The 26,336-nt window shown below is 57.9% G+C and carries 24 protein-coding genes and 1 tRNA gene; 14 read left to right on the forward strand and 11 right to left on the reverse strand.

The features are described 5' to 3' along the window. The first annotated feature begins 88 nt into the window (after positions 1 to 88). Positions 89 to 161, forward strand: a tRNA-Glu gene (locus ACLI1Q_RS05795). 331 nt (positions 162 to 492) lie between these two features. Here ACLI1Q_RS05795 and ACLI1Q_RS05800 read toward each other — a convergent pair. The 5 genes from ACLI1Q_RS05800 to ACLI1Q_RS05820 form a co-directional block, all read right to left on the reverse strand. Next, complete coding sequence (locus ACLI1Q_RS05800; RefSeq protein ID WP_239267654.1) at positions 493 to 2,682, reverse strand: YhgE/Pip domain-containing protein; 2,190 nt, start codon at positions 2,680 to 2,682, stop codon at positions 493 to 495. Further along, entirely contained in the window at positions 2,679 to 5,351 is a 2,673-nt protein-coding gene (locus ACLI1Q_RS05805) for a YhgE/Pip domain-containing protein (protein ID WP_284849485.1), read from the reverse strand. Before ACLI1Q_RS05805 ends, ACLI1Q_RS05800 begins: the two co-directional genes overlap by 4 nt. A 130-nt stretch (positions 5,352 to 5,481) precedes the next feature. Then, a protein-coding gene (locus ACLI1Q_RS05810; protein WP_232208497.1) for an IS3 family transposase occupies positions 5,482 to 6,695 on the reverse strand; the annotation gives its coding sequence in 2 pieces (ribosomal slippage) (positions 5,482 to 6,422 and positions 6,422 to 6,695; 1,215 coding nt in all). 213 nt (positions 6,696 to 6,908) lie between these two features. After that, on the reverse strand, positions 6,909 to 7,202 hold the full coding sequence (locus ACLI1Q_RS05815; RefSeq protein WP_239267650.1) for a hypothetical protein: 294 nt from the start codon (positions 7,200 to 7,202) through the stop codon (positions 6,909 to 6,911). Between the two features lie 206 nt (positions 7,203 to 7,408). Then, complete coding sequence (locus tag ACLI1Q_RS05820) at positions 7,409 to 8,092, reverse strand: IclR family transcriptional regulator (RefSeq protein ID WP_239267647.1); 684 nt, start codon at positions 8,090 to 8,092, stop codon at positions 7,409 to 7,411. A gap of 52 nt (positions 8,093 to 8,144) precedes the next feature. Between ACLI1Q_RS05820 and leuC the strand changes: the two genes are divergently transcribed. From leuC to ACLI1Q_RS05835, 3 genes are all read left to right on the forward strand, one after another. After that, complete coding sequence (gene leuC, locus ACLI1Q_RS05825; protein WP_239267645.1) at positions 8,145 to 9,566, forward strand: 3-isopropylmalate dehydratase large subunit; 1,422 nt, start codon at positions 8,145 to 8,147, stop codon at positions 9,564 to 9,566. A 22-nt stretch (positions 9,567 to 9,588) separates the two neighbouring features. Then, positions 9,589 to 10,179: a 3-isopropylmalate dehydratase small subunit gene (gene leuD / locus ACLI1Q_RS05830; protein ID WP_239267643.1), complete on the forward strand. Its 591-nt coding sequence runs from the start codon at positions 9,589 to 9,591 to the stop codon at positions 10,177 to 10,179. Positions 10,180 to 10,315: 136 nt separating this feature from the next. After that, the gene (locus ACLI1Q_RS05835; RefSeq protein WP_411697137.1) at positions 10,316 to 11,104 is read left to right on the forward strand and encodes a hypothetical protein; all 789 of its coding nucleotides are present in this window, start codon (positions 10,316 to 10,318) and stop codon (positions 11,102 to 11,104) included. 29 nt (positions 11,105 to 11,133) lie between these two features. Here the strand turns inward: ACLI1Q_RS05835 and ACLI1Q_RS05840 are convergent, their stop codons facing one another. Beyond that, positions 11,134 to 12,132, reverse strand: coding sequence for an NUDIX hydrolase (locus ACLI1Q_RS05840; protein ID WP_239267639.1), 999 nt, complete (start codon positions 12,130 to 12,132; stop codon positions 11,134 to 11,136). Positions 12,133 to 12,281: 149 nt separating this feature from the next. Here ACLI1Q_RS05840 and ACLI1Q_RS05845 point away from each other — a divergent pair, with 149 nt between their 5' ends. Then, complete coding sequence (locus ACLI1Q_RS05845; RefSeq protein ID WP_239275843.1) at positions 12,282 to 13,280, forward strand: NAD(P)H-dependent glycerol-3-phosphate dehydrogenase; 999 nt, start codon at positions 12,282 to 12,284, stop codon at positions 13,278 to 13,280. A gap of 22 nt (positions 13,281 to 13,302) precedes the next feature. Beyond that, positions 13,303 to 14,370 carry a D-alanine--D-alanine ligase family protein gene (locus ACLI1Q_RS05850; RefSeq protein WP_239267635.1) on the forward strand — a complete coding sequence of 356 codons (1,068 nt, stop codon included), beginning with the start codon at positions 13,303 to 13,305 and terminating at the stop codon, positions 14,368 to 14,370. A gap of 14 nt (positions 14,371 to 14,384) precedes the next feature. On the opposite strand, the gene ACLI1Q_RS05855 is transcribed toward ACLI1Q_RS05850, so the two are convergent. Continuing rightward, positions 14,385 to 15,284 (reverse strand): DUF3515 domain-containing protein, encoded by a 900-nt coding sequence (locus tag ACLI1Q_RS05855; protein WP_239267633.1) that lies wholly within the window; start codon positions 15,282 to 15,284, stop codon positions 14,385 to 14,387. Here ACLI1Q_RS05855 and ACLI1Q_RS05860 point away from each other — a divergent pair. Genes ACLI1Q_RS05860 through ACLI1Q_RS05895 form a run of 8 tightly spaced genes read left to right on the forward strand, consistent with a single transcriptional unit; the run spans position 15,232 to position 22,466 of the window. Then, positions 15,232 to 16,269, forward strand: coding sequence for a thiamine-phosphate kinase (locus ACLI1Q_RS05860; RefSeq protein WP_239267630.1), 1,038 nt, complete (start codon positions 15,232 to 15,234; stop codon positions 16,267 to 16,269). The genes ACLI1Q_RS05855 and ACLI1Q_RS05860 overlap by 53 nt on opposite strands. Positions 16,270 to 16,271: 2 nt before the next feature. After that, the gene (locus tag ACLI1Q_RS05865) at positions 16,272 to 16,910 is read left to right on the forward strand and encodes a uracil-DNA glycosylase (RefSeq protein WP_239267628.1); all 639 of its coding nucleotides are present in this window, start codon (positions 16,272 to 16,274) and stop codon (positions 16,908 to 16,910) included. Between the two features lie 10 nt (positions 16,911 to 16,920). Next, a complete protein-coding gene (locus tag ACLI1Q_RS05870; protein ID WP_239267626.1) occupies positions 16,921 to 18,273 on the forward strand; it encodes a DAK2 domain-containing protein in 1,353 nt (450 codons plus the stop codon). 2 nt (positions 18,274 to 18,275) lie between these two features. After that, entirely contained in the window at positions 18,276 to 20,408 is a 2,133-nt protein-coding gene (locus ACLI1Q_RS05875) for an ATP-dependent DNA helicase RecG (protein WP_284849489.1), read from the forward strand. Between the two features lie 19 nt (positions 20,409 to 20,427). Beyond that, positions 20,428 to 20,640 (forward strand): acetyl-CoA carboxylase biotin carboxyl carrier protein subunit, encoded by a 213-nt coding sequence (locus ACLI1Q_RS05880; RefSeq protein ID WP_239267622.1) that lies wholly within the window; start codon positions 20,428 to 20,430, stop codon positions 20,638 to 20,640. Beyond that, positions 20,641 to 21,234, forward strand: a complete 594-nt coding sequence (rsmD, locus tag ACLI1Q_RS05885; RefSeq protein WP_239267620.1) for a 16S rRNA (guanine(966)-N(2))-methyltransferase RsmD — start codon at positions 20,641 to 20,643, stop codon at positions 21,232 to 21,234. It abuts the gene before it with no gap. 15 nt (positions 21,235 to 21,249) lie between these two features. Further along, positions 21,250 to 21,723 (forward strand): pantetheine-phosphate adenylyltransferase, encoded by a 474-nt coding sequence (gene coaD, locus ACLI1Q_RS05890; RefSeq protein ID WP_023031110.1) that lies wholly within the window; start codon positions 21,250 to 21,252, stop codon positions 21,721 to 21,723. Next, positions 21,720 to 22,466, forward strand: coding sequence for a sulfite exporter TauE/SafE family protein (locus ACLI1Q_RS05895; protein ID WP_239267618.1), 747 nt, complete (start codon positions 21,720 to 21,722; stop codon positions 22,464 to 22,466). Before coaD ends, ACLI1Q_RS05895 begins: the two co-directional genes overlap by 4 nt. A 28-nt stretch (positions 22,467 to 22,494) precedes the next feature. On the opposite strand, the gene ACLI1Q_RS05900 is transcribed toward ACLI1Q_RS05895, so the two are convergent. Genes ACLI1Q_RS05900 through ACLI1Q_RS05915 form a run of 4 tightly spaced genes read right to left on the reverse strand, consistent with a single transcriptional unit; the run spans position 22,495 to position 25,917 of the window. After that, positions 22,495 to 23,259: an amino acid ABC transporter ATP-binding protein gene (locus tag ACLI1Q_RS05900; RefSeq protein ID WP_284849490.1), complete on the reverse strand. Its 765-nt coding sequence runs from the start codon at positions 23,257 to 23,259 to the stop codon at positions 22,495 to 22,497. Continuing rightward, positions 23,259 to 24,212, reverse strand: a complete 954-nt coding sequence (locus ACLI1Q_RS05905) for an amino acid ABC transporter permease (RefSeq protein WP_239267978.1) — start codon at positions 24,210 to 24,212, stop codon at positions 23,259 to 23,261. Before ACLI1Q_RS05905 ends, ACLI1Q_RS05900 begins: the two co-directional genes overlap by 1 nt. After that, positions 24,205 to 25,065 carry an ABC transporter substrate-binding protein gene (locus ACLI1Q_RS05910; protein WP_411697146.1) on the reverse strand — a complete coding sequence of 287 codons (861 nt, stop codon included), beginning with the start codon at positions 25,063 to 25,065 and terminating at the stop codon, positions 24,205 to 24,207. The genes ACLI1Q_RS05905 and ACLI1Q_RS05910 overlap by 8 nt, the downstream gene beginning before the upstream one ends. A gap of 15 nt (positions 25,066 to 25,080) precedes the next feature. Then, positions 25,081 to 25,917, reverse strand: coding sequence for a DUF368 domain-containing protein (locus tag ACLI1Q_RS05915; RefSeq protein WP_239267614.1), 837 nt, complete (start codon positions 25,915 to 25,917; stop codon positions 25,081 to 25,083). Positions 25,918 to 26,336 lie beyond the last annotated feature (419 nt).

Below are 26,336 nucleotides of genomic sequence, written 5' to 3' on the forward strand. Positions count from 1 at the left end.
TGTTTACCCATCGTTTACTATTTAACGAGTCCGCAGCAAGCAAGCTTTAAGCAGCATCGCTTTTGATTTGCGTGCTACGCGCGACCGAGCCCCGTTCGTCTAGCGGCCTAGGACGCCGGCCTCTCACGCCGGTAACACGGGTTCAAATCCCGTACGGGGTACAATTTAAAGGCTGCGAGCGCCACCGCTCGCAGCCTTTTGTTTTGCCATTTTCTTTCTGCGTTTCCCAGGGCTTGAGAAGTAGATTAAGCGGCGCTTAAACGGCTCTCGCTGCGCCACATGGAGCATTGCGTTGGAGAGAGTGCGGTGGGCGAGAAGGCATCGGAAAGCGCCTGCTGTAGCCGCAGCCATCCCTTCGCACTCACCGGGTCAGCGGGAATTGGGGCCGGGTCAGCGCCCGTGAGCGCCAAGGGAGGGGATGGGTCCGCCACTGCAAAAAGAACGCCCAGCGAGCCTCTCAGGCTGCACTGGGCGTTGAATGTAGGTGGAAGGCTATGCCATGACCTTCGTCTTCTTAATCGCCTTCTGGAGGCGCTTGTGGTAGTTATCCATGGCGGGACGCAAGAACAGACCGAGGATGAGTGCCGGGATGGCGAAGAGAAGGAGCATGCCGAGCTCACGGAGGATGTCGGCCTCGTAAATGCCGGCGATGGCGCTGCGGAACGCGTCGATGCCGTAGGTGGCCGGCAGCCACGGGCTGACATTTTGGAACCACTCTGGAAGAAGCGGCAGGGGATAGGCGCCGCCGGAACCGGAGACTTGGATGACCAAAAGCAGAACCGCGAGGGCCTTGCCCGCGCTATCGAATGTGATAACCAGTGAATATATTATCAACATAAACACCAGTGAGATTATCCACGAGGCAAAGAGCATCATGAATGGGTGCTCGGGCTCGATCTCCACGAAGAAAATCAGGCTGAGGACGACGAGGGTGGCTTGAGCGATGCCGATGAGCCCAAAGGTAAGGAAGCGGCCCAGGAAGACTTGGTTCCTGGTGAAGTGATCCTTCTTGTCGAGGCCTTCGTTCTTCTTCAAGTACTTGCGTTCGGCGTTGGTGTGCACCAGCACGCAGGCAAGCAGGGCACCTACCCACAGTGAAAGCGTGAGGTAGAACGGCGTCATACCAACACCGAATGCAGCAACATCGTAGATGGGCTGGCGGTCCACGTTGACCGGCGAAGCGATTCGGGAGGCCAGTAGCTCGGGATCATCGCCAATGAGACCGGCGAGCTGGCTGAGGTCACCGCCGTCGCGGATCTCATCGATCTTTTGGCTGAGCTCGCCAAAGCGGCTCGCCTGCTGCTGCAATGTACCGGATAGGCTTGCGGTTAGATCGCGCACCCGCACGAGGGCATCGTTGTCATTAGAGATGGTGTTTCGGATGCCTGCGATATCGCGTTTGACCGCATCAACATCGTTGGCAACCGTACCCACACTATCTCCCAGAGCCGCTAGCTGTGGCTTCAGATTAGAGTTATAGGAGTTGCGGGCGTTTTCGACGGCCTGCTTGGCGCTGGCAATCGCAGCTTGCGTTTGCTGCTTGGACTCTTGGGAATTCCTGCCGTTTTCGATGTTATCGGCCGTAGAGGTCAAGGAATCGTGCAGCGCATTGCTCTGGGCGATGCTGGCATCCAGCTGCCCCATCATGGCCGCATAGCCTGCCGCTACCGGGCCTGGGAGATCGACCTTATCGGCTTCTTTCTGGATGCTGTCCTTCACGCCTTGGAAGGCTGCGGTCTGCTGTCCCACGCGGTCCGCGGCAGTGCGGAAGGTTTGGGCGGTCTGCGCGGAGGTGGCGCTGGCATTGTTCAGCAATTCCTCGATTTGTGAGGATAGGACCTCGTAGCTCTGCGTCGTCGCGGCAAGGGACGCATCCAAGGAACCAGTGGACTCATCCAGCGTGGACTTTAAGATATCGATGGGTGATTCGCCGTTGTCATTGGTGGTACTGGAGGCCTGGTTTCCCGCTTCATTCAGGATGTTATTGGCCGCCTGGGTGAGCGGAATGGTGGAATCTACCAGGTTACTCAGCGCCATGACCGTGCCAGAGGCTGCATCGAGGCGCGACTGTACGGTATTGACTCGGTTGTGCACGTTGTTGAGCGCGGCCTGGGTATCGCCCTCATCAAGGTACTGGTCCAACGAGGAAATGACGCCAAGACCCACATTGGACACAACGCGGGTAAAGGACTCGTCGATCTTCTCGATCACACCGGTAGCGCTGCGTTGGGTAATCGTGGTCGACAGCGCGTTCTTCTTCTCATTGGTATAGAGATTAAGTTTGCTTGGCTCGGTGCCTTCCACGTAGAAAGTGAGGAGGTTTGAGCTGAAATCCTTGGGCAAGACGATGCCTGCGTAGTACTCACCGGACTTGGTGCCCTCTACGGCATCATCGCTATTGGTAAGAACCCAATTGATTTCGTCGTTGCGGCTGAGCTGGGATAAAACCTCATCTCCCAAGTTAAGCTTGAGCGAAGCTAGGTCGCTTTGGTGGCCCTCGTCCTCACTGGCGACGGCGATTTTGAGCTGTTTGGTATTGGCAAAAGGGTCCCAGCTGGCCAGCACGTTAAAAGTGGTAAAAAGCAGCGGGATAATGGCGAGGCCGAAAATGATGACGGCGGTCATTACGTTGCCACGGATGGCCTTGAGGTCATCGCGGAGAATGGTCAGAATATTGCTCATGACTTATCTCCCTTTCCGGTTTCTTCGCCGTCGTCGGCGGGCTTATCTGTGGTATCGCCCTGCGATTGTGGGGTAGAAGATATTTCGGGGTGTTTATCCGACTGGACATCTTCTAGCCGATACTGATTGGGGTTTTGGCGTTGATGTTCTAGGTGCTGCTGAATTTCTTCATCGCTGAGATCCGCCAAGCGGTTATCGTGCGCGATGCTTTGTTTCACGTATTCCAGCGAGCAAATGACCGCGACCGCAATCAGCGCCACAAGGCACGCAATGCCGAAAAGAATCGCTTTCTGTTCCGGCATGAACCGGGAGCAAATCACGAGTGCGAGCACCAAGGCTATCCCGATGGCGATCGTGAGCTTCATTAGCTGAGAATAATTCTTCCGGGCGGTCATCCACTTGGTATCCAAGCTCTTTTGGTATCCCTCGCGGTCCGCGGAAGCATACAGGAGGTCGGTAAAACGGTAGCGGCTGCCGATCAGGTGGACCTGCTCGTTGATAACGAGCCCGCCCTTGGCCAGCTCGTCATTGACCAGCATGGTGACGTTGGACAGCCCGCGCCTTAAGAAGGTGCCCATGAGGTAGGCGACAACTGCCATGCCGGTCAGCGCGGCGATATCGCGGATGTAATGGGTGCCGTAGAACCCGCCTACCGTCTCGCGCATGGCATCGATGCCGTAGGTAAAGGGCAAGAAGGGGTGGACGGCGCGGAAGAAGTCCGGCGTCATTTCGATGGGGTACAGGCCTGATGCGCCGGGAATCTGAATAAAGGCCAAGACCACCGCTATGCCGCGGCCCACGTGACCGAATGTCGAGACGAGGCCATAGGTAATGCTGAGGTAGCACAGGCTGATAAATACAGAGGTAAGGATATAAGCGGTGGCGCTGACGTGCTCAACGCCGATGACTAAGTTACCGATGGAAACAATAAGCGCTTGGGCAATGGCGAAAAAGCCGAGGAGCAAGAAGCGCGAGAAGTACGCCTTATTGATGGTCAGATCCCGGCGGCCCTGTGGGTCAACCTCGGCACGGAAAATGATTAGGAGCATAAAGGCACCGATCCACAGCGTGAGGTTGATAAACAGCGAGGACATGCCGGAGCCGTAGTGCGCGACGGGGAAGACTGCATGGCTTTCCATCTCTGCGGGCGAGGAAAGGAATGAAGACACGTGGTCCGTATCAAGACCGTTGACGGACTTCAGCACGGTATTGTTATTGGCCGTGTTGCTCAAGGCAATAACATCGGTGCGCGCGGAACGAAGCCCTTCTTCAACGCGATCCAGATCAACCGAGAAGCGCTTTACCACTTCTTGGGCGTGGGTCAACTGCTCGTCGACGCCCCCGAGAAGCCCGTCCGTTTGCCCAACCAGAGCCTTTTGGCTGTTGAGCGAGGCAGATAGCCGCCCAGCGGTAGCGGAGACATTAGACAGCGCAGAATTGAGCTTAGGTAAGCCGTTGGCCACGTCATCGCGCAGTCCGTGGGAATCATCGCGGGCCTGGGATGCCATGGAATTGAGCAATTCCGAGGTCTTATTCAGCGAATCAAGGGTGGCATTAGTATCGCTATTAAGGGAATCCAGCTCTCCTAGCACCGCGCGGTTTTGATCGTTGCGGTCACGCAGATCAGAAACCGACTGGTTGATCTGCTGCGATACCTCTGGGGGAAGGGCTGGCAGGGAAGCGACTCCGGCTAATTGGTCGATGGCTTTATCAGCCTGACCGAGGATGCCTTGGGCGCCGTCTGTCGCGGCATCGACGCGGTTGAGAGCGCCGTTTAACCGCCCGGTGACAGAACCGATATTGGCATTGGCGTTTGCGGTGCCATCGGCAAGCGCAGTCGTGCCTTGGATATAAGCGGCAGTGGCATCGTCGGCGAAGGAAGTAACTTCCTTTTGCACCTCGTCGGTCAAGGAGGTGACCTGGTTTAAGGCCTGCTGCGCGTCATCAATCGTGGCCTGCACAGAGCCGAGGGACTGACGAGCCTGTGCGATGGTGGGTCGAGCATCGTCGATAGTGGTGTTGACATCCGCCAAGGAATTGCGCGAATTGGCCACGGTATCGGCGGTCTCTGAGAAAGAATTCGCGGTATCACCCGCGGTTCTATTGATCCTATCGCTGAGGTCGCCGCCGGAGTTTCTCAACTCGGTGGAAACCGATTTCGCGACGTTTTCATTAAAGGTCGCGCTAATCGTGGTTTCTAGGGTAGAAGAACCAGAGTCAGTGACCTTGGGGGCAATGGCATTGATTTTTTCATTGACCTGATACTCCAAGGTGGGCTGAGAATAGGTGCCTTGGAACAGGCTGACAAAGTCGGAAGAAAAATCCTCCGGCACGATGATGGATGCAAAAACGTCGCCGGATTTTACGGCGTGTTCAGCTTCGCCGCGGTCCATAAACTGCCAGCCGAGCCTGTCATTGTTGTGCAGCTTTTCCATCATCTGCCCGCCGACGTCAATATCGCCGGTGAGATCTGACGAGGCACCCTTGTCCTCGTTCACCACGGCTACCTTGAGGTGTTCGGTATTGCCATAGGGGTCCCAGAAACCGGAGACATTGACCCAAGAATATAAGGCAGGGGTAATCATCAAACCGATGAGAATCACCCAGACTTGCGGCGTCCGCCACAGGCGGACGAAGTCTTGGAGAAAAAGCTTCCAACTAGTAATCACTCGAAAGACCGTAGCACCGAAACGGTGTTAACTAATAGTCAAGCAGGCAGATTCGGCGAAATTGACAGCTTGATTGCCTCTTGGTAGGGTTGCCCGCAAATCGTGGACACGTAGTTAAGCTGCTTAGGGGTTAAGCAGCGGCCTTCTTATTACCATTTTGATCAGCGAGCTGGGCTTCGAAATCGACGGGGCTTACCATCCCGATGGACGAGTGGCGACGGCGCCGGTTGTAGACAATCTCAATCCAGCGAGCCACCGCCTTCCGGGCTTCGTTGCGGGTTCGCCATTCCTTCCGATCGTAAAATTCGGTCTTCAATGTCGACCAGAACGACTCGGCCATCGCATTGTCAAAGCAGACACCAGTACGGCCGACCGATTGTGCAATCCCTAGTTCTTGACAGACCTGCCACAGCTGTTCGCTGGTGAACTGGGTACCACGATCGGCGTGGAAGACCACGCCGTCGGGTACTTCACCACGCAGGGTGTAAGCCATGCGCAGTGCACGTTCAACTAGGTAAGAATCCTGCACACTATCCATGGACCAGCCTAGGACTCGGCGGGAGTGTCCATCGCGGATAACGCATAGGTACAGCCAGCCCTCATTCGTGCGTAGATAGGTAATATCCGACATCCACACTCGATTAAGCTGCCCTTGATCAAATAGGCGTTTCACTAGGTCTGGAAGCGTTGACTTCCGCTTGGATTGAATCGTCGTTACGGGAACAAACGCCCTGGGTGAGATGCCTTCAATACCCATCATCCGCATGCGTTTGGCCACGGTTTTGCGATTCACATAGACCCCACCCTCGGCGAGTTCTGCAGTAATCCGTGGGGCACCGTAGACTTCGTCAGAATCTTCCCAGATGTCATGAATTTTCCTGTCTAACTGGTCGAGGAATCTCTGACGCTGATTTTCACCACGAAGCCGTACTGCTTGAGCCTTTTGCCATTTATAGTAGCCAGAACGAGAAACCTCTAATAACCTGCTCATTCGTTTGATGCTGTAGTTCGCCTTCTCCTGCTGCATTAGCTCAAATTTTTCCGATCGCGTTGCTTCGCAGCGAAGAAGGCGGTGGCTTTTGACAAGAACTCATTATCCATCTTGGCCTCAGCTAACTCACGACGCAGGCGAGCGTTTTCGGCTCGTATATCGGCATCACTGCGGCCATCTACCGAGCCTTGGCGTTCCCGCTCAAGTTTGACCCACCTGCCTAAAATTGTGGCTGATACGCTAATTTCCTTAGCCACATGAGCGATTGGGCGCCCAGACTCAATGACCAGTCTGGCGGCCTCCTGCCGGTACTCCGGGGTGTACTTCTTCCTTGACGAACTCACAATGAACATCCTCTCCTACGGACACAAGATCCGTACTAATAGGGTGTCCACTAAACGAGGGTAACCTCATTGGCCACCGTGCGACGTACGCAATTGTGGCTAGGGTTAATAAAAGGTTAATTCACGCTGGGCTAATGCGCAGAAAAACGCCGCGATACTCCATGCATCAAAGCGGTGGAACATCGCGGCGCTAGGGTGCTGCAGGGCGCGTGCCGGCGCAGCTTAGTGCTCGTCGTAGTGATCGCCGTGAGCGGCGTGGCGGTGACCGTCGTGGATGTAGTCAACGTGGTCGCCGTGAGGGACAGCAACGTGGCCGCAGCCCTCACCATGGGTGTGGTCGCTGTGAGGTTCAGCCTCAATGTGCTCGTTGGTCTCGCACTCGTCCCAGTGGCCCTCGTGCTCGCGGTGGATGTGACCATCGTGCACGAAGTCGGTGTGATCCTCGTGCGGGAAAGCAACGTGGCCGCAGCCTTCGCCGTGGGTGTGCTCGTGTTCAGTGTGGGTAGCGTGAGTCATAATCATGAATCCTTTCTTTGCCTTTGGGGTCAAGGAGTGTCCTTCTCGTTTTCACTCTGTTTTCATTAAATCATGTTTTCAGTTCGGTTTCAATAGCGTGCGGGAGATTTTCGATATTTTTTCAATAGGCTACGGCGGGGTGGGGTATGTGGAGGTAAAACGCAGCAACGCCCTGGGCCGGTGGGAGGTCCAGGGCGTTGGTGAGGCTAGAGAAGCTCTGAAAGCTCTTGGGCGGCGGAGGTTAGCAGGCGGGCGTACTTCTTGGCGGGCGAGGGGCGGAAGCGCTCAGCGGAACCGGAGATAGACAGTGCTGCGCGGAAAACGCCGGAAGAATCAAAGACGGGAGCGGAAATGGAAGCCAAGCCGGCCTCGCGCTCTTCGATGGATTCTGCATAGCCCTGGCGGCGGGCGGTTTCTACATCGGCGGCACTGAATTGTGCGGCGTCAAGGGGGAAGTCTACGTAGCCTGCGATGATGCGGGCTGCAGAACCGGAGGTCAGCGGCAGCTGGCGGCCTACTGGGACCACGTTGTGTAGCCCTGACGTGGGCTCGCGGGTGGCGATGCAGGTGCGGGTGGTTCCCGTGAATTCATAGAGCTGAATGGACTCACCGGTGCGGTCGAGGAGTTGGTCCATGATGGGGCCTGCGACTTCTAAAATGTGGTCGCGGTTGCCGGGGAGCGCAGGACCGGCTTTCCACTTTCCTTCAGGGGTGCGTACGAGGATGCGGTGCGCTTCTAACGCAGTGGCTAGCCTGTGTGTCGTTGCCCGAGGTAGTCCCGTGGTTTCACATAACTCATTAAGGGTCGATGGGTTGTTTGCGGCGGCCATCATGATGGCCATTGCACGATCTAGTACCTTAATGCCGGAAACTGCGCTATACTCTCCCATATAATGAAATCTACGTCCCAAATTATGAGATTTCAAGTGTGGAGTGATGTTTATGAACCAGAAGCTGACCTTGGCAGAAAAAGTATGGCGTGACCACGTTGTCCAGCAGGGCGACGCGGGCGCACCAGACCTTATCTATATTGACTTTCAACTTTTGCACGAAGTTACCAGCCCGCAGGCCTTCGATGGGCTGCGCCTGCAAGGTCGCACAATGCGGCACCCGGAACTGCACCTGGCCACCGAGGACCACAACGTGCCGACGGAGGGTATTAAATCCGGCAACCTCTTAGAGATTAAAGACGAGGTATCGCGCACCCAGGTTTCTACCCTGCGCAAGAACTGCGAAGAATTTGGCGTGCGGTTGCACTCAATGGGTGATGAGCAACAAGGCATCGTGCACACCGTTGGCCCACAGTTGGGCATTACCCAGCCCGGCATGACTATTGTATGCGGCGATTCGCATACCTCGACCCACGGTGCATTCGGCTCCATCGCCATGGGCATTGGTACCTCAGAGGTAGAGCACGTCATGGCCACCCAGACGCTTTCTTTGAAGCCCTTTAAGACGATGGCCATCGAAGTCACCGGCGAATTGCAGGAAGGCGTCTCCGCAAAGGACCTTATTCTGGCCATCATCGCCAAGATTGGCACCGGCGGTGGCCAAGGATTCATCATCGAATACCGCGGTGAAGCCATCCGCAAGATGTCCATGGAAGCCCGCATGACCATCTGCAATATGTCCATTGAGGCCGGTGCGCGTGCCGGTATGGTCGCACCCGATGAAACGACGTTTGAGTACGTCAAGGGCCGTGAGTTCGCCCCAAAGGGCGCCGACTGGGATAAAGCGGTGGATTACTGGAAGACGCTGCCTACTGACGATGGCGCCGAGTTCGATCGCGTCGTAGAAATCGATGGATCATCCCTGACCCCATTTGTCACCTGGGGAACGAACCCGGGCCAAGGCCTGCCGCTGGGCGAAACCGTACCGGACCCAGAAGACTTCGGCGATGACAATTCCAAGGCCACCGTGAAAAAGGCCTTGGAGTACATGGACCTGCAACCAGGCACCCCACTGCGCGACATCAAGATCGACACCGTCTTCGTGGGATCGTGCACCAATGCGCGCATCGAGGACCTGCGCGCCGCCGCTGAGGTGGTCAAGGGCCGCACCATCGATTCCACTACGCGCATGATCGTGGTTCCTTCCTCCGCGGTGGTCAAGGCCGATGCGGAAAAGGAAGGCCTTGACCGGATTTTCCAAGACTTCGGCGCAGAGTGGCGCACGGCGGGATGCTCCATGTGTTTGGGCATGAACCCCGACCAGCTGAAACCAGGGGAGCGCTCAGCATCCACGTCCAACCGCAACTTTGAAGGCCGGCAGGGCCCTGGCGGGCGAACCCACCTCGTTTCCCCACAGGTTGCTGCCGCTACCGCCGTCACCGGATACCTGTCCAGCCCGGCTGACCTGAAATAAGCACGCGAGAAAGGTTGAAATAATGGAGAAATTTATCACCCATACCGGCACGGGAGTCCCGCTGCGGGCGTCCAACGTGGATACGGATCAAATCATCCCCGCGCGCTACCTCAAATCGGTCAAGCGCACGGGCTTTGCGGAGGGGCTATTTTCCAACTGGCGCTCTGATTCCACCTTCGTACTTAACCAAGAGCAGTTTAAGGACGGCTCCGTACTCTTTGCCGGCCGCGACTTCGGCACCGGTTCCTCCCGAGAGCACGCAGTATGGGCCTTGCGCGAATACGGTTTCAAAGCAGTATTCTCCTCCCGATTTGCGGATATCTTCCGAGGTAACTCGGGAAAGTCTGGTCTGCTTACTGGGCTGATGGAACAAGAAGACATCGAGCTTATTTGGAAGCAGTTGGAGGCCGGGGAAACCCAAGTCACGGTCTATCTGGAGGCGCGCACCGTTCGGATTGGCGAAAACACCTACTCATTCGACATCGATGACTACACGCGCTGGCGCCTGATGGAAGGCCTCGATGACATTGGCATCACGCTGCGCGATGAAGAGGCGATCACGAGCTTCGAGAACTCTCGCACCAGCTTCAAGCCCGCGGTTCACGCGGACTAATCCAGCAGGTGCGCCCCACGCTTTGCCGGGGCGCACACCACCGTCGTCATGATCCGGGGCAGTGGTGGGGTAACGGTCGAGTAACAAAACTGACTTCGCAAGCGTGCAGCTGGGTTTATCTATTATTCTCTGTGGTATGACTTCGCCTTATTCCGGATCACGCGACCATGATGGATACAATCACCGCTCCCAACAGCCCTACTCAGGTGGGCAGCCGGGATATTTTCGTGAGTCGACCGCTCCAGGCGACATCGATGCCGTCAACATTATTGGCGATAGTTTCCGCTATTTCGGTCGCAATTGGGTGCAGTGGCTTTTTGCCCCACTAGTGCAAATGGTTGTCCTTTTCGTCGCATACCTCATCATCGCCGTAGTCTTTGCCGCCGGCGGCGGCTCCCTTTCCATCGAGGCGTCGACCGAGGGAACCGCCTTGGACGGTTCCCTCGGCGTACTGGGCATGCTATTACTCGCCATCGCGGTAATAGCCCTGTTAATTGTCTATCTGTGGGCAAATGCAATCTGGTACCAAGCCGCTAATAAGCAGGTCAATGGCCAGGATTTGATGTTCGGGGATTTCTTCACGTTCAAAGGCATGGGCGGCATCATGTTGGCCTACCTCGTCACTAGCGTGGTCATCGGCATCGGCTTTGTCTTGCTCATAATCCCCGGACTTTTCGCCCTGTTCTTCTGGTGGTGGGTCCCAGCCGTCAAGGCAGCGCGCCCAGACCTAGGCTTGGGTGACTGCTTTAAGCTTTCCGCGGATATCGCAAAGAGGAACATCGGTACCACCTTGCTGGTCGGTATCGCGCTCATCATCCTCTACATGGCGCTGGGCTCAACCGTGGTGGGTGTTGTCGTGCTGCCGGGGCTCATGGCCTTAGCCCCCACCCTCTTCGTGCGCCGCAACCTTGGCATGCGCGGCTAAGGGCTAGGGGCTCGCGCGGCCCGAGCTATTTAGCGCACAGGCAGGGGGCTGGGAAGGCAATCAGCACCGGTTAATTCACCATTGTTGAAGGACAAAACCCACACCGAGGCCTTTTTAAACTTCAATTCCTCCTGTGGCTTCTTGAGGAATTGCGGGGCTAAGTCCTCGATGATGCCGGGGATGGTCTGTCCCTGGCTAATAATGACCGGCACCCCGCCGTCGTTTACGACGCGACGGAAAGCCTTCTTGGCAGCCGCCGGATTCTTTTCCCACACCTCGTCGCCAAAGTCCTTATTAATGGCAATGTCTTTACCCAGCTCATCGGCAAGCGGCGCAGCAGTTTGCTGGCACCGATGCGGGCGAGCGGAATAGATCGCGGTGGGGTGGTAGGCCGCCAGCATGGGCACGAGCATTTCTGCTTGGCGGCGCCCCTTCTTATCCAGAGGCCGCAGGTTGTCATCGCCCTCCCACTTCTTGCGGTCGTGGGCGTGGGCGTGGCGGACGTACAAGACGCGCGTTGTGGGGGCGAGCTGCAGACGCTTTTGTGCCTTGGCGACGACGTCGTTGTCCACGTCATAGGACAAGAGCTGCTGTGCTTGGTCAATGGGCACCCAACGCAGCTCATCGGTCTCATCATTAGGGGTATAGGTGCCGCTGAGGTAGAACGCCGCCCAGTAATAGACCACCTTGGTGCGCCCCTGTACGGGGTAGGTGACCTTGCCAATCAACTTGCCCAAGCGCACTTGGAAGCCGGTTTCTTCCTCAATTTCGCGCGCCGCGGTGGTGGGCAGGGATTCGCCTGGATCCACCTTTCCCTTGGGCAGGGACCAATCGTCGTAATGCGGGCGGTGAATGAGCGCGATTTCAGGGTTCGCGGGGTCGCCGCGCCAGACTACAGCGCCGGCGGCAAGGGTAGTGCGGGGAAATTCTTTGGCAGGATCCACCGGAATTTCTTGATGCCGGCCGGAAATGAATTTTTCGGACTTTTTATCTTTATCGGTCTCGTGCATCTTCTTCGCGCTCGGCATAGCTTTTCGTGCCTTTCTTCGGTGACTGAAAAATTGGCGTTAACCTCATAATCATTGTTCCACGGGGGAGATCCCTGCCGCATCCTTGCCACGCCCAGAGCGATAAATGCCTTAAGGTGGAACTAATAGGAAAACGTTTGGAGGAAGCCATGGTAAAAGTAGCGGTAATGGGTGCCGGTTCCTGGGGCACCACCTTGGCCAAGGTATTTGCGGACGCAGGAAACGATGTCACCCTGTGGGCGCGACGGGCCGAATTGGCGGAAGCGATCAACGAAACGCATACAAACCCTGATTACCTGCCGGATATCCACCTTCCGGAGGCACTGCGCGCCACGCACGATGAGGAAGAGGTGCTTTCCGGCGCGGATATCGTGGTCTTCGGCGTGCCATCCCAGTCCTTGCGCGCCAACGTGGAGCGCTGGGCGCCCGTATTGCCCGAGGATTCCACGCTGGTCTCCATTTCCAAGGGCGTAGAAACCAGCACGCTCAAGCGCATGAGCGAAGTCATCGTGGATGCCGCCGACGTAGATCCGCAGCGCGTGGCGGTGCTATCTGGACCCAACCTAGCCAAAGAAGTGGCGCAGGGGCAGGTTACGGCCACGGTCATCGCCTGCACTGACAAAGAGCGTGCCAAGGCGGTGCAGGCGGCCATCGCCGCGCCCTACTTGCGGCCCTATACAAATACCGATGTTATCGGCGCGGAGATCGGTGGTGCTTGCAAAAACGTCATCGCCTTGGCCTGCGGCATGGCCTCGGGCAAGGGCTTGGGCAATAACACTATGGCCACGATGATTACCCGCGGCTTAGCGGAGATTACCCGCCTGGGCACGGCCTTGGGCGCGGAGCCGTTTACCTTTTCCGGCTTGGCGGGGTTGGGCGATTTGGTGGCTACGTGTAACTCCACGCTCTCGCGTAATAGGACCTTCGGTTACCGCCTCGGTCAAGGCGGCAGCCTAGAAGAAGCGAAGGCGGCCACCAATGGCCAGGTAGCAGAGGGCGTGTTTTCCTCTGATTCCATCTTCCGCCTAGCCCAGCAGGCTGGGGTAGAGATGCCAATAACGGAAGCCGTCTACGGAGTGTGCCATCAGGGCATGGCTGTAGACGATATGATTATCGCCCTTATGGGTCGCTCCAAGAAGTCGGAGTAGCAGAAAGGTAAAATCATCGCCCATGACTGAAAAGACCCGCGTGGCCGTCCTTTACGGTGGCCGCAGTACCGAGCACTCCGTGTCCTGCGTATCCGCAGGCGCAATCATGAAGCACCTTGATCCGGAAAAATTCGAGGTGGTGCCCATCGGCATTACGCGCGAGGGTACGTGGACGCCGGGCGATACCGAGGGCTTAGAAATCGTCGATGGCGTCATGCCTGAGGTCAAGCGCGGCACGGAATTGGCGCTTTCTGCGGATCCATCGCGTAAGGGTGAAATCCGCACGATTAGTGACGGTTCGCTGTATGCCCACGTTGACGTTATCTTTCCCATTCTCCATGGGCCTTATGGTGAAGACGGCACCATGCAGGGGCTTTTCGAGCTCTCCGGAATCCCTTATGTGGGCCCAGGCGTATTAGCGTCCTCGGTGGGAATGGACAAGGAATTTACCAAAAAGATTTTATCCGCCGCGGGCCTGCCGGTGGCACCAGAGGTCATTGTGCAGGGCCGCACGGAATTAACCGCGGAAGAAAAAGACCGCCTTGGCCTGCCGGTCTTCGTCAAGCCTGCCCGCGGGGGCTCCTCGATTGGAGTCTCCAAGGTAAGCGACTGGGCGGATTTCCCAGAAGCAGTGCGCATTGCCTTGGAAGACGATGACAAGATTTTGGTCGAGCCAGAAATCGTCGGCCGCGAGGTAGAGGTCGGCGTCCTGCAATACCCGGATGGCGAGCTTATTGCCTCGGTGCCGGCGCTGCTCAAGGGCATCGATGACTCCGATGAGGGCTTCTATGGCTTTGAGACCAAATACCTAGATAACGTGGTCACGGCCCAGATTCCCGCGCCTTTCCCAGAAGAACTCACGGCGCAATTGCGCGATATGGCGATTCGGGCCTTCAAAGCGCTCAACTGCGCAGGCCTTTCCCGCGTGGATTTCTTCGTCACTGAAGAAGGCCTGTACATCAATGAGGTCAATACCCTGCCGGGATTTACCCCGATTTCCATGTACCCCCAGGTGCTGGCGGCCTCTGGCGTGGAGTACCCCACGCTGCTTGAGGTACTCATCGCACGCGCAGAGGCCCGGACCGCGTAGGTCTGCGGCTTCCTTTACCTTTCTGGGACGTGCTTCGCGGTGATATCGCTTAGGGCTACCAGTGCTGCCTGTGCGGAATCCTGCGGGGCGTGCAGCGCCAAGTAGTTCTCGCGGCCGAGCGCAAACCAGGTTCCTGCGGTCGTGCCTTGGGCCAAGGTCGTATCCTCAAACCAGGCAATATCGTTGACCTGCTGGAGCTGCACGCCAGCCTCGTAATTTTCCGGCTGGGCGACGCCACAGCGCGCGACGATGTCCTCGTGCCCTTCAGAGCTCCACACGTAGGTGTCTTTATCGTCAACCTCACGGCGGTGGTAGCCATCCGCAATCTCATCCGGTAGCGCCTTTTCTACCGCGGCGCAGCGGTCATTTTTTGCCGCCTTAAGATCGCGCAACGGGGCTGGATGGGTCTCGGCTGGCTTTTTCTCCAGGGTGGCAACGGCCTCATTGAGGTCCTGCGGCTTTTCATCATTAAAGGTCGTTACCGCCACGACGGGAAAGCGCTGGGTCGAATACCAGGTAGAGAGGCTAGAACCAGATGTCGCATCCTTGACCTTGAACCACTGCTCACCGTCGACGTCTTGCGTCGTGGAGTAATCGGTGTACTGGACGGGCATGGCAACACCGCAGCGCGCCGTCACCTTTTCCTGGGAATTAGCGGCCCAAGCGGCAACGCCGGCGGGGACGGGTTCTGCAATATCGGCGCGCGGTTGACCCATGGCTTCATCGGGAAGCGCCTGCACAAAGTCCGTGCACGCCTGCGAATCGGCCTCCTGGGAATCCACCGGGGAAACCGCCACGGGGGCCTTGGCTGTGTTTGTGAATACGTATTTCGCGCCGAAAAGGACCGCTAGAACCATCACTATGGACAACCCAAGTGAAATGAGGATCGCGGTGCGGTTAAATTGGGATGTCATAGGGGTTCATTTTATCGAAAGGATGCCGGTGAACTTAAGTCAGACTCTCGCGGACGTGGGGGAGCAGGCGGTGATTCAAGAAATCACAGCGGCCGCTCCCAGCAGCTTGAATGGGGATGATGCCGCGGTACTTTTCGCGGCACCGCCCAATTCGCGCACGGTAGCGTCTACCGATCTGATGGTAGATGGCCGGCACTTCCTGCGGGAATGGTCCACCCCGCGCGAAATAGGCAAAAAGGCCATCCTGCGCAACTTCGCCGATATCGAGGCCATGGGAGCGCGCCCAGTGGCGGCCCTTTTAGCCATCGCCGCACCGGGTGATACGCCGGTGAGTTTTGTCAGGGGCGTGGCTAAGGGCATCGCCGAGCATTGCTCTTTTTACAACGCCGAGCTGGTGGGCGGAGATATTACGAAATCGGACCTGCTGGTTATCAACATCACCGCCGTCGGCTTTTTGGGCGGTAGCCGGGCAGCGTTGACCCTTGATGCGGCGCGCGCGGGCCAGAAGGTCGTAGCCCATGGCGCGATTGGCCACGCGGCGGCAGGCTTATCTTTGCTGCAGCGCTTTGGCCGCGACCTGCCGGCAGAGCATGCGGATTTGTACCCACTTATTGATGCCCACTGCGCCCCCTGGCTCAGCCCCGGCCGCGGCGTTATCGCCCGCGCCGCCGAGGTCACCGCCATGACCGATAATTCCGATGGACTGATTCAAGACTGCGGAACCATGGCGGAGCGCTCTGGGGTCCACATCGATTTGGAGGCCGATGCCATCCAGCCCGATCCACTCCTGCACGCCGCGGCCACCGTCCTCGATTGCGATCCTTGGCAGTGGGTCCTGGCCGGCGGCGAGGACCATACCTTAATTGGAACCACCGCAAAGCAGGCGCCTTCGGGGTTCCGGGAAATTGGCACCGTCTCGCGCGGCAGCGGCGTTACAGTGGATGGTAAACAACCCCGTTATGCAGAAGGGTGGGCAGGATTTTAGATATGCACCCGACTTACCATCCCTCGTGGGAACCGGTCCTCGCGCCGGTGCTGGAGCAGCAGTGGCCACGGATATCTCAGGCGCTGGACAATCAGGATTACCTGCCGCCGGCAGAAGACGTGTGCAGGGCATTGCAGATGCCGCTTGACGATGTCCGCGTGCTCATCGTTGGCCAAGACCCCTATCCCACCCCGGGCCACGCGATGGGGATGGCCTTTTCCACCAAGCAGGGGGTTAAACCCCCGCGGTCCCTGGTCAATATTTACCGCGAGCTGTATGACGATGTGGGCGTTCGCGGGCGCGAGGACGGCGATCTAAGCGCCTGGGCCGACCAGGGAGTCTTGCTCCTTAACAGGGTGCTAACCGTGGCACCGGGACAGGCGGGCTCGCACCGGCACATTGGCTGGGAAGAGGTGACCGAAGCCGCCATCCGCGCTCTTAACCGCACCCCGATGGTCGCCATATTATGGGGCCGCGATGCCCAATCCTGCGAGCGCTTCCTCCCCGATGTGCCTTGCATTACCTCCCCGCACCCTTCGCCGCTCTCGGCCAGCCGCGGGTTCTTTGGTTCCCGCCCATTTTCCCGGGCAAACGCCCTTTTGCGGGACCAAGGCGCGCGAGAGATCGCGTGGGACTTGTAAACTATTGCGCATGTCATACCCCAGTACGCTGGACGCTCACGGATTGCGCAATTGGGCGCACCGCGCTGTAGGCGAGCTTTCCCATCGTCGCGCCGAAATCAATGCGCTCAACGTTTTTCCGGTGCCGGATTCTGATACCGGCTCGAATATGGCGCACACCATGGAAGCCGCCGTCGCCGAGGTGGAAAAGGGTGGCGGCGACGTTGCGGCCGCGCTTGCGATGGGCGCCGTGCGCGGGGCGCGGGGAAATTCCGGAATGGTCCTCTCGCAGGTCCTGCGCGGGATCGCGGAGGCCACCGTGGATTCCACCATCGATGGCGCCATCTTTGCCGCCTCCCTCATGCATGCGGTAGAGCTCGTGGACCGAGCCATTGCAGAGCCGGTGGAAGGCACGGTCATCACCGTATTGCGGTGTGCAGCAGAAAAGGCGGAGCACACCGCGCGGCAACCCGAATCTAGTTTTCACGGCGTCGTAGCAGAGACGATTTCGGCTGCCCAGAAAGCTCTTGCGGAAACACCCTCGCAGCTGCCAGAACTGCGTGCAGCCGGGGTCGTGGATGCAGGCGGTGCCGGTTTAGTCATCCTTTTAGAAGCCCTCCTTGCAGAAATTGAAGGAACCACCAGCCACGCACCCGAATCCATGCAAGAGACCGTCACCGAACTCGAGGTGGTCTTCTTTTTCGAAGGTGATAGCGCGGCGCTGAAAGAAAAGATTGCCTCCTTGGGTACGAGCCTGGTCATCGCGCAGGCAGGCGAGGATAGCGCCTCCATCCACATTCATTCCACCCAGGCCGGTGAGGTCATTGAGACCGCCTTTGCCACAGGATCGGTGAGCAACTTGCGCCTAGAGTCCCTTCCGGAAGCCCCGGCAAGGAGCAAAGAGACCGATGCTAGTCATGCGCGCACCGTCTATGCTGCAGTGCCCGCCGGCCCCGTGGCCGAGCTGGTGCAGTCCGCCGGGGTGACGGTGGTTCAACCAGGAGAAACAATCCATGCGGCAGGCCAGGACATCGTGTTATCTAGCGGGCTAGAAGAACACGCAACCGCAGCGCATACAGTAGAAATCTCTTCCCTTGCGGCGGGGCTGGCCGCCATCTCCGTCTATGAGCCGGATAATGCGGATACCGCCGCGGTCGTAGAATCCATGCGCGATGCAGCGCACTCGATGCGGGTGGCGCACCCGGCAGAAGAATCTGCGGCAGCCATCGCTAAGACGTGCCGCCAGCTGCTTACCGCCGGTGGGGAACAGGTGACGGTTATAAGCCCGCTTGCCATCTCGCAAGAAGAGCTGGCAGCAGAGCTAGGCGTCGATGTAGTGGCCTTGCAGGTGCCCGATATTCCTACCGAGATCGGGGTGGAATAGCGATGCTCGGCTGGCAAGATGATCGCCCGTTGACCGATGTCTTGGAGAAAAAAGACGCCACCAAGATCACTAAGGCGCTGGGGTATAAGACCTGCGGGGAGCTCTTAGCGCACTATCCGCGCGATTACATTCGCCATAATCAAGACGTGGGGCTTGGCGATGCCGCCGAGGGCGATATCGTCACCGTAACCGGAACCGTAACGGGAATAACGACCCGCGATACGGGCAAGACCACCATCATCAATGTCCAGCTCGATGGTCATATCGTCGCGACGTTTTTTAATGCCATGTACGTCTTGCGGATGCTCCACCGTGGGCAGCGGGTGATGATGAGCGGAAAATTGAAATATTTCCGCCAGCAGCCCCAGCTGCAGCAACCGGATTTCGTAGAAATCGACGCTTTTGGGCGCCCAGACGGGGAACTCGCAGCCTACCGTGAACAGGCGCCAACGGCGGGGAAGAAAAAGTCCCAGAAGGCAACCGGGTCCCTGCGCAACCTGTCCCAATTCGGGCGGCTCGATAAATTATTGCTCGAGCGGGAATGGATCCCGGTGTATCCCGCCACGGCGAAGATCACCTCGTGGTACCTCATGGGGGCCATCCACTACGTGCTCGCCCACACCCCAACCATTAGGGAACCTTTAGACCAGCAGATGATTATCAGCCTGGATCAAGCGGTGCGCGAAATCCATGAGCCCGGCGCGGCTGGCCCGCAACGCGCGATTCAGCGCCTCAAGTACAACGAGGCGCTTTCCATTGGCCTGGTCATGGCGCTACGCCAGCGCGATGCTCATGCGCACACGGCGCCGACGATGCCTGCAATTTTGGGCGGTTTCCGCGAAGAGTTATTGACCCATCTTCCCTTTGAGCTCACGCAAGGCCAGCGCAGGGTTATTACTGAAATCGACGATGATCTGTCCGGTTCCTTACCCATGATGCGCCTGTTGCAAGGCGAGGTGGGCTCGGGAAAAACCATGGTTGCTACCTGCGCCATGCTGCAGGCCATCGATGCTGGGAGCCAGGCGGCACTACTGGCCCCCACCGAAGTCTTGGCTTCCCAGCACGCGGCCTCCATTGGTACGTCCGTGCCAGAAGGCGTCAAGGTTGTGCTCTTAACCGGTTCCATGCGGACCGCCGAGAAGCGCCAAGCGCTCCTGGATATCGTCTCGGGTGAGGCGAATATCGTCATCGGCACGCATGCCATCATTCAAGAATCCGTCGAGTTCTTCGATTTGGGTTTGGTGATCGTGGATGAGCAGCACCGTTTTGGCGTGGAACAACGCGATAGCCTGCGTTCTAAAACGCGCGAGGGGATTAGCCCCCACGTCTTGGTCATGACGGCAACTCCTATCCCGCGAACCATCGCCATGACGATTTTCGGCGACCTTGCGGTATCGACGCTCGCCGAGCTACCCGGTGGGAGAAAACCGATCCAGTCTGCCGTGGTGGCGGAATGGCGGCCCATATGGGTGGCGCGGGCGCTCGAGCGCATCCGTGAGGAAGTGGCGCATGGGCACCAAGCGTATATCGTCTGTCCGCGCATCGAAGGCGAGGGCGGCGTGCTTGAGTTGGCAGAACAGCTTGCCGCCGGCCCGTTTAAAGGGCTGCGGGTAGATATCTTGCACGGCAAGATGCCAAATAAGGATGAGGTCATGACCTCTTTTGCCCGGGGTGAGATCGATATCTTGGTATCCACCACGGTCATCGAAGTGGGCGTCGATGTTCCCAACGCCACGGTCATGCTCATCCGAGAAGCGGAGAATTTTGGCGTCTCGCAGCTGCACCAATTGCGCGGGCGCGTAGGGCGCGGTGGGAATGCATCGATTTGCCTGATGCATACGAAAGCGGAGGATAACTCGCCCTCGTATCGGCGCATTACCCAGATCGCCCAGACCTCGTCCGGGTTTGACCTTGCGGAATTAGACCTTCGGCAACGCCACGAGGGCGATATCCTGGGTGCGGTGCAGTCTGGTACGCACCGGACGCTGCGGCTGCTCAACCTTGCAGATGACCAAGATATTGTCGAGCGCACCCACGCGGATGCGTATGCCATGGTCCAGCGCAATCCCCAGTTGGCCGAAGAGCTAACGCGGAATCTGAGCCAAAGCGAGCAGGAATACTTGGAGAAAAACTAAGAGGGGATAGGCTATAGGTATGAAAATCTACGCCCCCTTCGCGGGCATCGCTCGCTGCCATGTCGATGTAGGCGAGAAAATTAGCACTGGTCAGGAGCTCGCTACCGTTGAGGCAACGAAGCTGGAATCGCCGGTCGTGTCCCCTGGTCCAGGGACGATTTCGCGCATTGCGGTGGCGGATTTTAGCGATGTTATTGGCGGAGACTTAATTATGGAGATTGGAGAAGCGTAAATGACGCGGATTATTGCAGGCGAAGCACGGGGGCGCACGATTAAAGTTCCGGCAGAGGGAACCCGCCCGACCGCCGATCGCGCGAGGGAAGGCCTCTTTTCCTCGTTGAATGCCCGCTGGGGGTTCCCAGGCTCCAAGGTGCTTGACCTATTCGCTGGTTCCGGCGCCTTGGGCTTGGAGGCATTAAGCCGTGGGGCAGACGAGGCAGTGCTGGTGGAGTCCAACCCTGCGGCGGTCTCCATCATCAAGCACAACATTGGCGTGGTGAAGCATCCTGGTGCCCGCGTGGAGGAACGGAAGGTATCAACGTACTTGGCCAGCGCCCCGCGCGGCTACTTTGATCTGGTTTTAGCCGATCCGCCTTATGCGTTTGATGATGTCCCCGGGCTCATCGCCGCAGTAGAGCCTGTGCTGACGGATAACGCGATGGTGGTCATTGAACGCCACGTTGAATCGCCCGAGACCGACTGGCCAGAAGGGTTTGCGCCGACGGGGCAGAAATTAAAGAAGCGTACCTTCGGCATCGCGCGCATGGATATGGCAGTCTATACCCGTCCCGGTACTGACGATGCCGATGACACCTTAGATAACTAGAGAAAGAGATATTGTATGACCACAGCCGTGTGTCCCGGTTCTTTTGATCCCATCACTCTTGGCCACGTGAATATTTTTGAGCGTGCCAGCGAGATGTTTGATGAGGTTACGGTGCTCGTTACCGGCAACCCAGAAAAGCCTTCCGGGTTATTTAGCGTGCACGAGCGCATGGATCTCATCCGCCAAAGCGTGGATGCGCGCATTAACGTGGACTACTGGTCCGGCCTGCTCGTGGACTATACCTCGCAGCACGGCGTCGACGTTTTGGTCAAGGGGCTGCGTTCTTCCCTGGACTATGAATATGAACTGCCGATGGCCCAGATGAACCGGCGTTTATCTGGCATCGATACGGTCTTTTTGCTTACCGATGAAAAGTACGGCTACATCAGCTCATCGCTGTGCAAACAGGTCGCGCAATTCGGCGGTGAGGTCACCGGGATGCTTCCGGATCCGGTAGTTCAAGCGGTGAAAGAAAAATACCGCCGATGATATTGGCGCTGACTATTTTTGCCGTCGTTGTTGCGGGATCCACGCTGCAACGCGTCTCCGGCATGGGGCTTGGCCTCATCGGCGGGCCCATTCTTATGTTGGTGATGGGCCCAGTAGAAGGCATCCTCGTGATCAACGTCTTGGCGGCGGTCAATGCGCTGCTGACCACGGTGACTGTCCGCCGCAATGTGAGCTGGAGAATGTTCGGGCTCATCGCGCCCGTGATGATTATCGGTTCTCTGGCGGCCGCGGCGTTGATTAGCAAGATCGATACCGCAGGCCTATTGATAGTGGTGGGTGCAGCGCTTCTTATCGCCTTGGCGGTGGTGACCTACGGCGCTAGGTTCGTCCCGCCGATGGAGGGCAAGGGCCCGGCCATTTCTGCGGGCATTCTTGGCGGATTTACCAATACTTTGGCGGGAGTGGCAGGCCCGGTCATTACCGTCTACGCCCAGGCAGCCAAATGGCCGCAAGCCATGTATACAGCGACCTTGCAGCCGATTTTTGTGGTGGGCGGGCTCTTTTCCGTTATCACCAAGACGGCGCTCGGTGCAGCGACATTTGATGGCTTGCCCTGGATCATTTGGCCCGCAGGCATTGCCGGCATGTTTATCGGCATCTGGCTGGGCACGCGCATCGCGCATGTAGTCTCCAGGAATATCGCGCGCGCACTGTCGCTATCGGTAGCAAGCCTCGGTGCACTCAGTGCACTGATTCGCGGCATCGTCACCTACGGTTCCTAGGGCGCGGCCGGCACCGCGCGAAGCCCACCTAAAGCAGGGAGGATAAGAACTCCTTGGTGCGCGGCTGCTGTGGGGTTTCGAGCACTTCAGCCGGGGTACCGGACTCTAGGACTACGCCGCTGTCCATGAAGAAAATTTTATCGGCGACCTCGCGCGCAAAGCCCATCTCATGGGTCACCACGAGCATGGTCATGCCCTGGGCCGCGAGATCCTTCATCACGCGAAGGACCTCGCCGACGAGCTCGGGATCGAGGGCGGAAGTAGGTTCATCGAAAAGCATGAGCTTGGGGTCCATCGCCACGGCGCGAGCAATGGCCACGCGCTGCTGCTGGCCACCGGACAGCTGGACCGGGTAATTATCGGCCTTCGCCGCAAGTCCCACCTCATCTAATAGCTCCATGGCACGCTTCCGGGCCTTATCCTCTGGCATCTTCTTAACCTGCATCGGTGCTTCAATGATGTTTTCAATCACCGTGCGGTGGGGGAAGAGGTTAAAAGACTGGAATACCATGCCGATATCGGAGCGCTGCTGCGCAGCCTGCTTCTCACTGATTTCGTAGAGGATTCCATTCTTTTCGCGGTAACCAATGAGCTCACCATCGACATAAAGGCGGCCCGCCGTGGCCTTATCCAGGTGGTTAACGCAGCGCAGGAAGGTCGACTTACCGGAACCGGAAGGACCTAAAAGGCAGGCAACCTCGCCGGGTTGGACCTCTAAGTCAATACCCTTGAGCACCTCGAATTGCCCGAAGGATTTGTGCACATTCTGGGCGGAAATCATGGGAGTAGTCATTAGTTTTTACCCTCCTGGATTACGGAGACGTTGCGGGGGATAGTACCTTCGGCATCGGCAAGCGCGGCAAGTTGGCGCCCGGTGAGCTCGCGGGTGGCGCCGCGCTCAAAGTGGCGCTCGAGGAAATACTGGCCCACCATGAGCAGGGAAGTAATGACCAAGTACCACGAGGCGGCGACCATCAAGAGCGGAATGGGCTGGAAGAGGGCTGCGGAAATGTCCGTGGCGCGGCCGAAGATCTCGTGGGTATAGGGGATGGCCACCACCAGTGACGAGGTCTTGAGCAGGGAAATGAACTCATTGCCTGTCGGCGGGATGATGATGCGCATCGCCTGCGGCAATACGGTGCGCCGCATGGTCATCCACCAAGACATGCCGAGGGCCTTGGAGGCTTCCTTTTGTCCTTCCGGCACCGAGGAAATGCCCGAGCGCACGATTTCGGCCATATAGGCGGCCTCATTGAGTCCCAAGCCCATGACCGCCAAGAAGAAGGCATTGGTCAACACGCTTTGCAGGGAAACCTCTGCAAAGCCCAAGTTGATGGACTGGTAAATCGCGGAGAGCAAGCCCCAGAAAACCAGCTGGACATAAATCGGGGTGCCGCGAAAAATCCACAAGAAGATCCAGGAAATGGCACGCAGGATGGGATTGGGCGACATGCGCATCACGGCGAGGATGGCGCCGCCTACCACGCCAATGATCATGGACAAGATGGTGATCGCAATCGTATGCAGGGAGGCGATGGCGATGCGCCGGTCAAAGAGATACTGGAAGTACGTATCCCACCCAAAGGCCTCGTTGCGCGCGGAGGCTATGACAAACCACAGGCCGAGGATCAACAGTACAGCGGCAAAAATCCACCGCCAGGGGTGGCGCAGAGGCCGGGCTTCAACCTTGGCGGGTGCCTCCTGCTGTGCCGTAGGGCCGGCTGTGTCTTTGTGCTCGTTAACCATTGATGGGCCTTTCATTAATCATCGCCTGGTCTACTAATCCATCCTCAATTCCCCAGCGGGCCAAGATCTCCGCGTACTCACCGGTATCGATAAGATGCTGGAGGGCTGCAGCCGAGGCCTTGCCCAAGTCCGAGTCCTTCGGAACCGCGAAGCCATAAGGAGAGGCCTGGAACATATCGCCCACTGCGCGCATCTTTCCCTCGGAGCGATTGACCGCCCAAGCCGTTACCGGCGAGTCTGCGGATAGGGCATCGGCGCGGCCCATCAGGACGGCGAGCGCGGCGTTATCCCCAGTGTCATAGGACAAGACGGTGAGATCGCCGTCGCAGGCCTCTTGCTTGGGGCGTACATCGTCGGTCTCGGACACGGTGGTGCGCTGCACGGCGACGGTCAAACCGCAAGGGTTTTGGGGATCGACCATATTGGGGCCATCGACAAGCTCTGCCCACTGGATGCCCGCATAGAGGTGATCCACGAAGTCGAACTCATCGCGGCGATCGGCCGTATCCGTAAACCCGGAGGCTCCCATGTCTATCTGGCCGGACTGTACCGCCGGCAGGATCATGGAGAAGTCTTGCTCCAGGGCCTGGAATTTCAGACCCAGCACCCCGGCTACGGCGCGGGCAAGGTCGAGCTCTACGCCCTGCAGATCTCCGTGGGAGTCCTTGAGCTGAAACGGGGCATAGGGCGGGTTCGTTCCCGCCGTCAGCACGCCGTCATCGTCGTGGTACATCGCGGCGATCTCGGGAACCTCGCTGGTCTGTGGTTCCTCCCAGCCCTCTGGAGTCGAATCCTCCTCGTTGACCACGCACGAGTACGCACGCCATAACGACAGCCGTGAGTGGTCGATGATTAATCGCCCAGGGCATTAATATTCCGCCGTCCTTTCCCCAATGGCACGCGCGTTCCTGCGGTCTACGTAGATGAAGACGGACACGATAATGGCACCGAGGATGAAGTATCCGATGATGGCGCCCGAAGAGGCATCCTGGTCTGCACCCCACGGCCACAAGGCGCGCAGGGAGCCCAGCATGAAGCCCGCCATCGCGGCCAAGGTGGGGGCGCGGTGGCTGCTGAGCAAATAGTTGAGCAACTTGATGAAGGCGGCGAGTCCGCACAGGGCGCCTAATGCAAAAACACCCATGGTGCCCAACTCGCGGTCTGATACCGCGCCGATGATCGGCTGGTACAGCCCCATAGTTAGCAAAATGAGCGAACCGGAAATGCCCGGCAGGATTAGCGCGCATACAGCAATCGCTGCCGCAAAGAAGACCACGATGAGGCTCGGGTCATTCTGCGGCTCGGAGGTAAAGCCCGTGACGATGAAAATTACGACCGCAGCAGCGATAAACGCGATGATGGAGGAGGGGGCGGTGCGCTCAGCCTTGGACAACATGGATAGCGGAACGATGATGGAGATGACCACCATGCCTAAAAAGAGTGCGCTGGAGGCAGAGACGTTGTTGTCGACGAAGTTGGATAGGAGCGTGGAAAAGCCAAAGACGGCGATCAGCATGCCGACGGCGACAGAGCCCAGAAAGGACCACTCGACCTTTTTAAAGTTGCCGGAAATGAGGTCATTGGCATTGCGGACGGCGCGCTCATAAATCCCCACGATGAGGGCGACGGTTCCGCCGGAGATGCCGGGAACCAGCTCGGCCATACCGATGAGGGCGCCACGAATGGCGTTCAAAATATAGTGCATAAATTAAAAATCTACCTGGGTATAAGACATGACTGCGGTTGACGGGCCACTCGGGGTGCCAAAAACTCGTGGCTCAAGACCGAACGGCGTGGTGCACCATCGCCCGCGGTGGTTTAAGTCTGCATATCTTTCATTACTTTAACGGTTATCTACCTTATATGAGATGGGCTTGTGCTTAAAGTCTCGAGGGAAGAACGTGTTATTTTGCAACGGCTATGCTTCTCGAGCGTTGTGTAAATATGCAATTCGCGGAAGGATATACGCACAATCGAGGCAGCAGCAAGATAAACAAGGTGGCATGACGAAACCCCGCTTCCTCCGTGGATATTTATCCGGAAGGAAGCGGGGTTGAAATGTGCCTCTGGTGAGACTCGAACTCACACCAACTAACGTAATGTAAGGGTCTGACCAGGGAGTAA

It is taken from the genome of Corynebacterium limaceinasi (assembly GCF_046717465.1).
In the GTDB taxonomy this organism is placed as follows: domain Bacteria; phylum Actinomycetota; class Actinomycetes; order Mycobacteriales; family Mycobacteriaceae; genus Corynebacterium.

What these genes read in the sequence shown, in the direction of transcription:
- ACLI1Q_RS05875 (WP_284849489.1), top strand. Translation starts at nt 18,276, where the DNA reads ATGCTCGGCTGGCAAGATGATCGCCCGTTGACCGATGTCTTGGAGAAA.
- rsmD (WP_239267620.1), top strand. Translation starts at nt 20,641, where the DNA reads ATGACGCGGATTATTGCAGGCGAAGCACGGGGGCGCACGATTAAAGTT.
- ACLI1Q_RS05840 (WP_239267639.1), bottom strand. Translation starts at nt 12,132, where the DNA reads ATGCCGAGCGCGAAGAAGATGCACGAGACCGATAAAGATAAAAAGTCC.
- ACLI1Q_RS05850 (WP_239267635.1), top strand. Translation starts at nt 13,303, where the DNA reads ATGACTGAAAAGACCCGCGTGGCCGTCCTTTACGGTGGCCGCAGTACC.
- ACLI1Q_RS05895 (WP_239267618.1), top strand. Translation starts at nt 21,720, where the DNA reads ATGATATTGGCGCTGACTATTTTTGCCGTCGTTGTTGCGGGATCCACG.
- ACLI1Q_RS05870 (WP_239267626.1), top strand. Translation starts at nt 16,921, where the DNA reads ATGTCATACCCCAGTACGCTGGACGCTCACGGATTGCGCAATTGGGCG.
- ACLI1Q_RS05900 (WP_284849490.1), bottom strand. Translation starts at nt 23,259, where the DNA reads ATGACTACTCCCATGATTTCCGCCCAGAATGTGCACAAATCCTTCGGG.
- ACLI1Q_RS05820 (WP_239267647.1), bottom strand. Translation starts at nt 8,092, where the DNA reads ATGGGAGAGTATAGCGCAGTTTCCGGCATTAAGGTACTAGATCGTGCA.
- ACLI1Q_RS05845 (WP_239275843.1), top strand. Translation starts at nt 12,282, where the DNA reads ATGGTAAAAGTAGCGGTAATGGGTGCCGGTTCCTGGGGCACCACCTTG.
- coaD (WP_023031110.1), top strand. Translation starts at nt 21,250, where the DNA reads ATGACCACAGCCGTGTGTCCCGGTTCTTTTGATCCCATCACTCTTGGC.
- ACLI1Q_RS05880 (WP_239267622.1), top strand. Translation starts at nt 20,428, where the DNA reads ATGAAAATCTACGCCCCCTTCGCGGGCATCGCTCGCTGCCATGTCGAT.
- ACLI1Q_RS05860 (WP_239267630.1), top strand. Translation starts at nt 15,232, where the DNA reads ATGGACAACCCAAGTGAAATGAGGATCGCGGTGCGGTTAAATTGGGAT.
- ACLI1Q_RS05865 (WP_239267628.1), top strand. Translation starts at nt 16,272, where the DNA reads ATGCACCCGACTTACCATCCCTCGTGGGAACCGGTCCTCGCGCCGGTG.
- leuC (WP_239267645.1), top strand. Translation starts at nt 8,145, where the DNA reads ATGAACCAGAAGCTGACCTTGGCAGAAAAAGTATGGCGTGACCACGTT.
- ACLI1Q_RS05835 (WP_411697137.1), top strand. Translation starts at nt 10,316, where the DNA reads ATGACTTCGCCTTATTCCGGATCACGCGACCATGATGGATACAATCAC.
- leuD (WP_239267643.1), top strand. Translation starts at nt 9,589, where the DNA reads ATGGAGAAATTTATCACCCATACCGGCACGGGAGTCCCGCTGCGGGCG.
- ACLI1Q_RS05800 (WP_239267654.1), bottom strand. Translation starts at nt 2,682, where the DNA reads ATGAGCAATATTCTGACCATTCTCCGCGATGACCTCAAGGCCATCCGT.
- ACLI1Q_RS05905 (WP_239267978.1), bottom strand. Translation starts at nt 24,212, where the DNA reads ATGGTTAACGAGCACAAAGACACAGCCGGCCCTACGGCACAGCAGGAG.
- ACLI1Q_RS05915 (WP_239267614.1), bottom strand. Translation starts at nt 25,917, where the DNA reads ATGCACTATATTTTGAACGCCATTCGTGGCGCCCTCATCGGTATGGCC.
- ACLI1Q_RS05815 (WP_239267650.1), bottom strand. Translation starts at nt 7,202, where the DNA reads ATGACTCACGCTACCCACACTGAACACGAGCACACCCACGGCGAAGGC.
- ACLI1Q_RS05855 (WP_239267633.1), bottom strand. Translation starts at nt 15,284, where the DNA reads ATGACATCCCAATTTAACCGCACCGCGATCCTCATTTCACTTGGGTTG.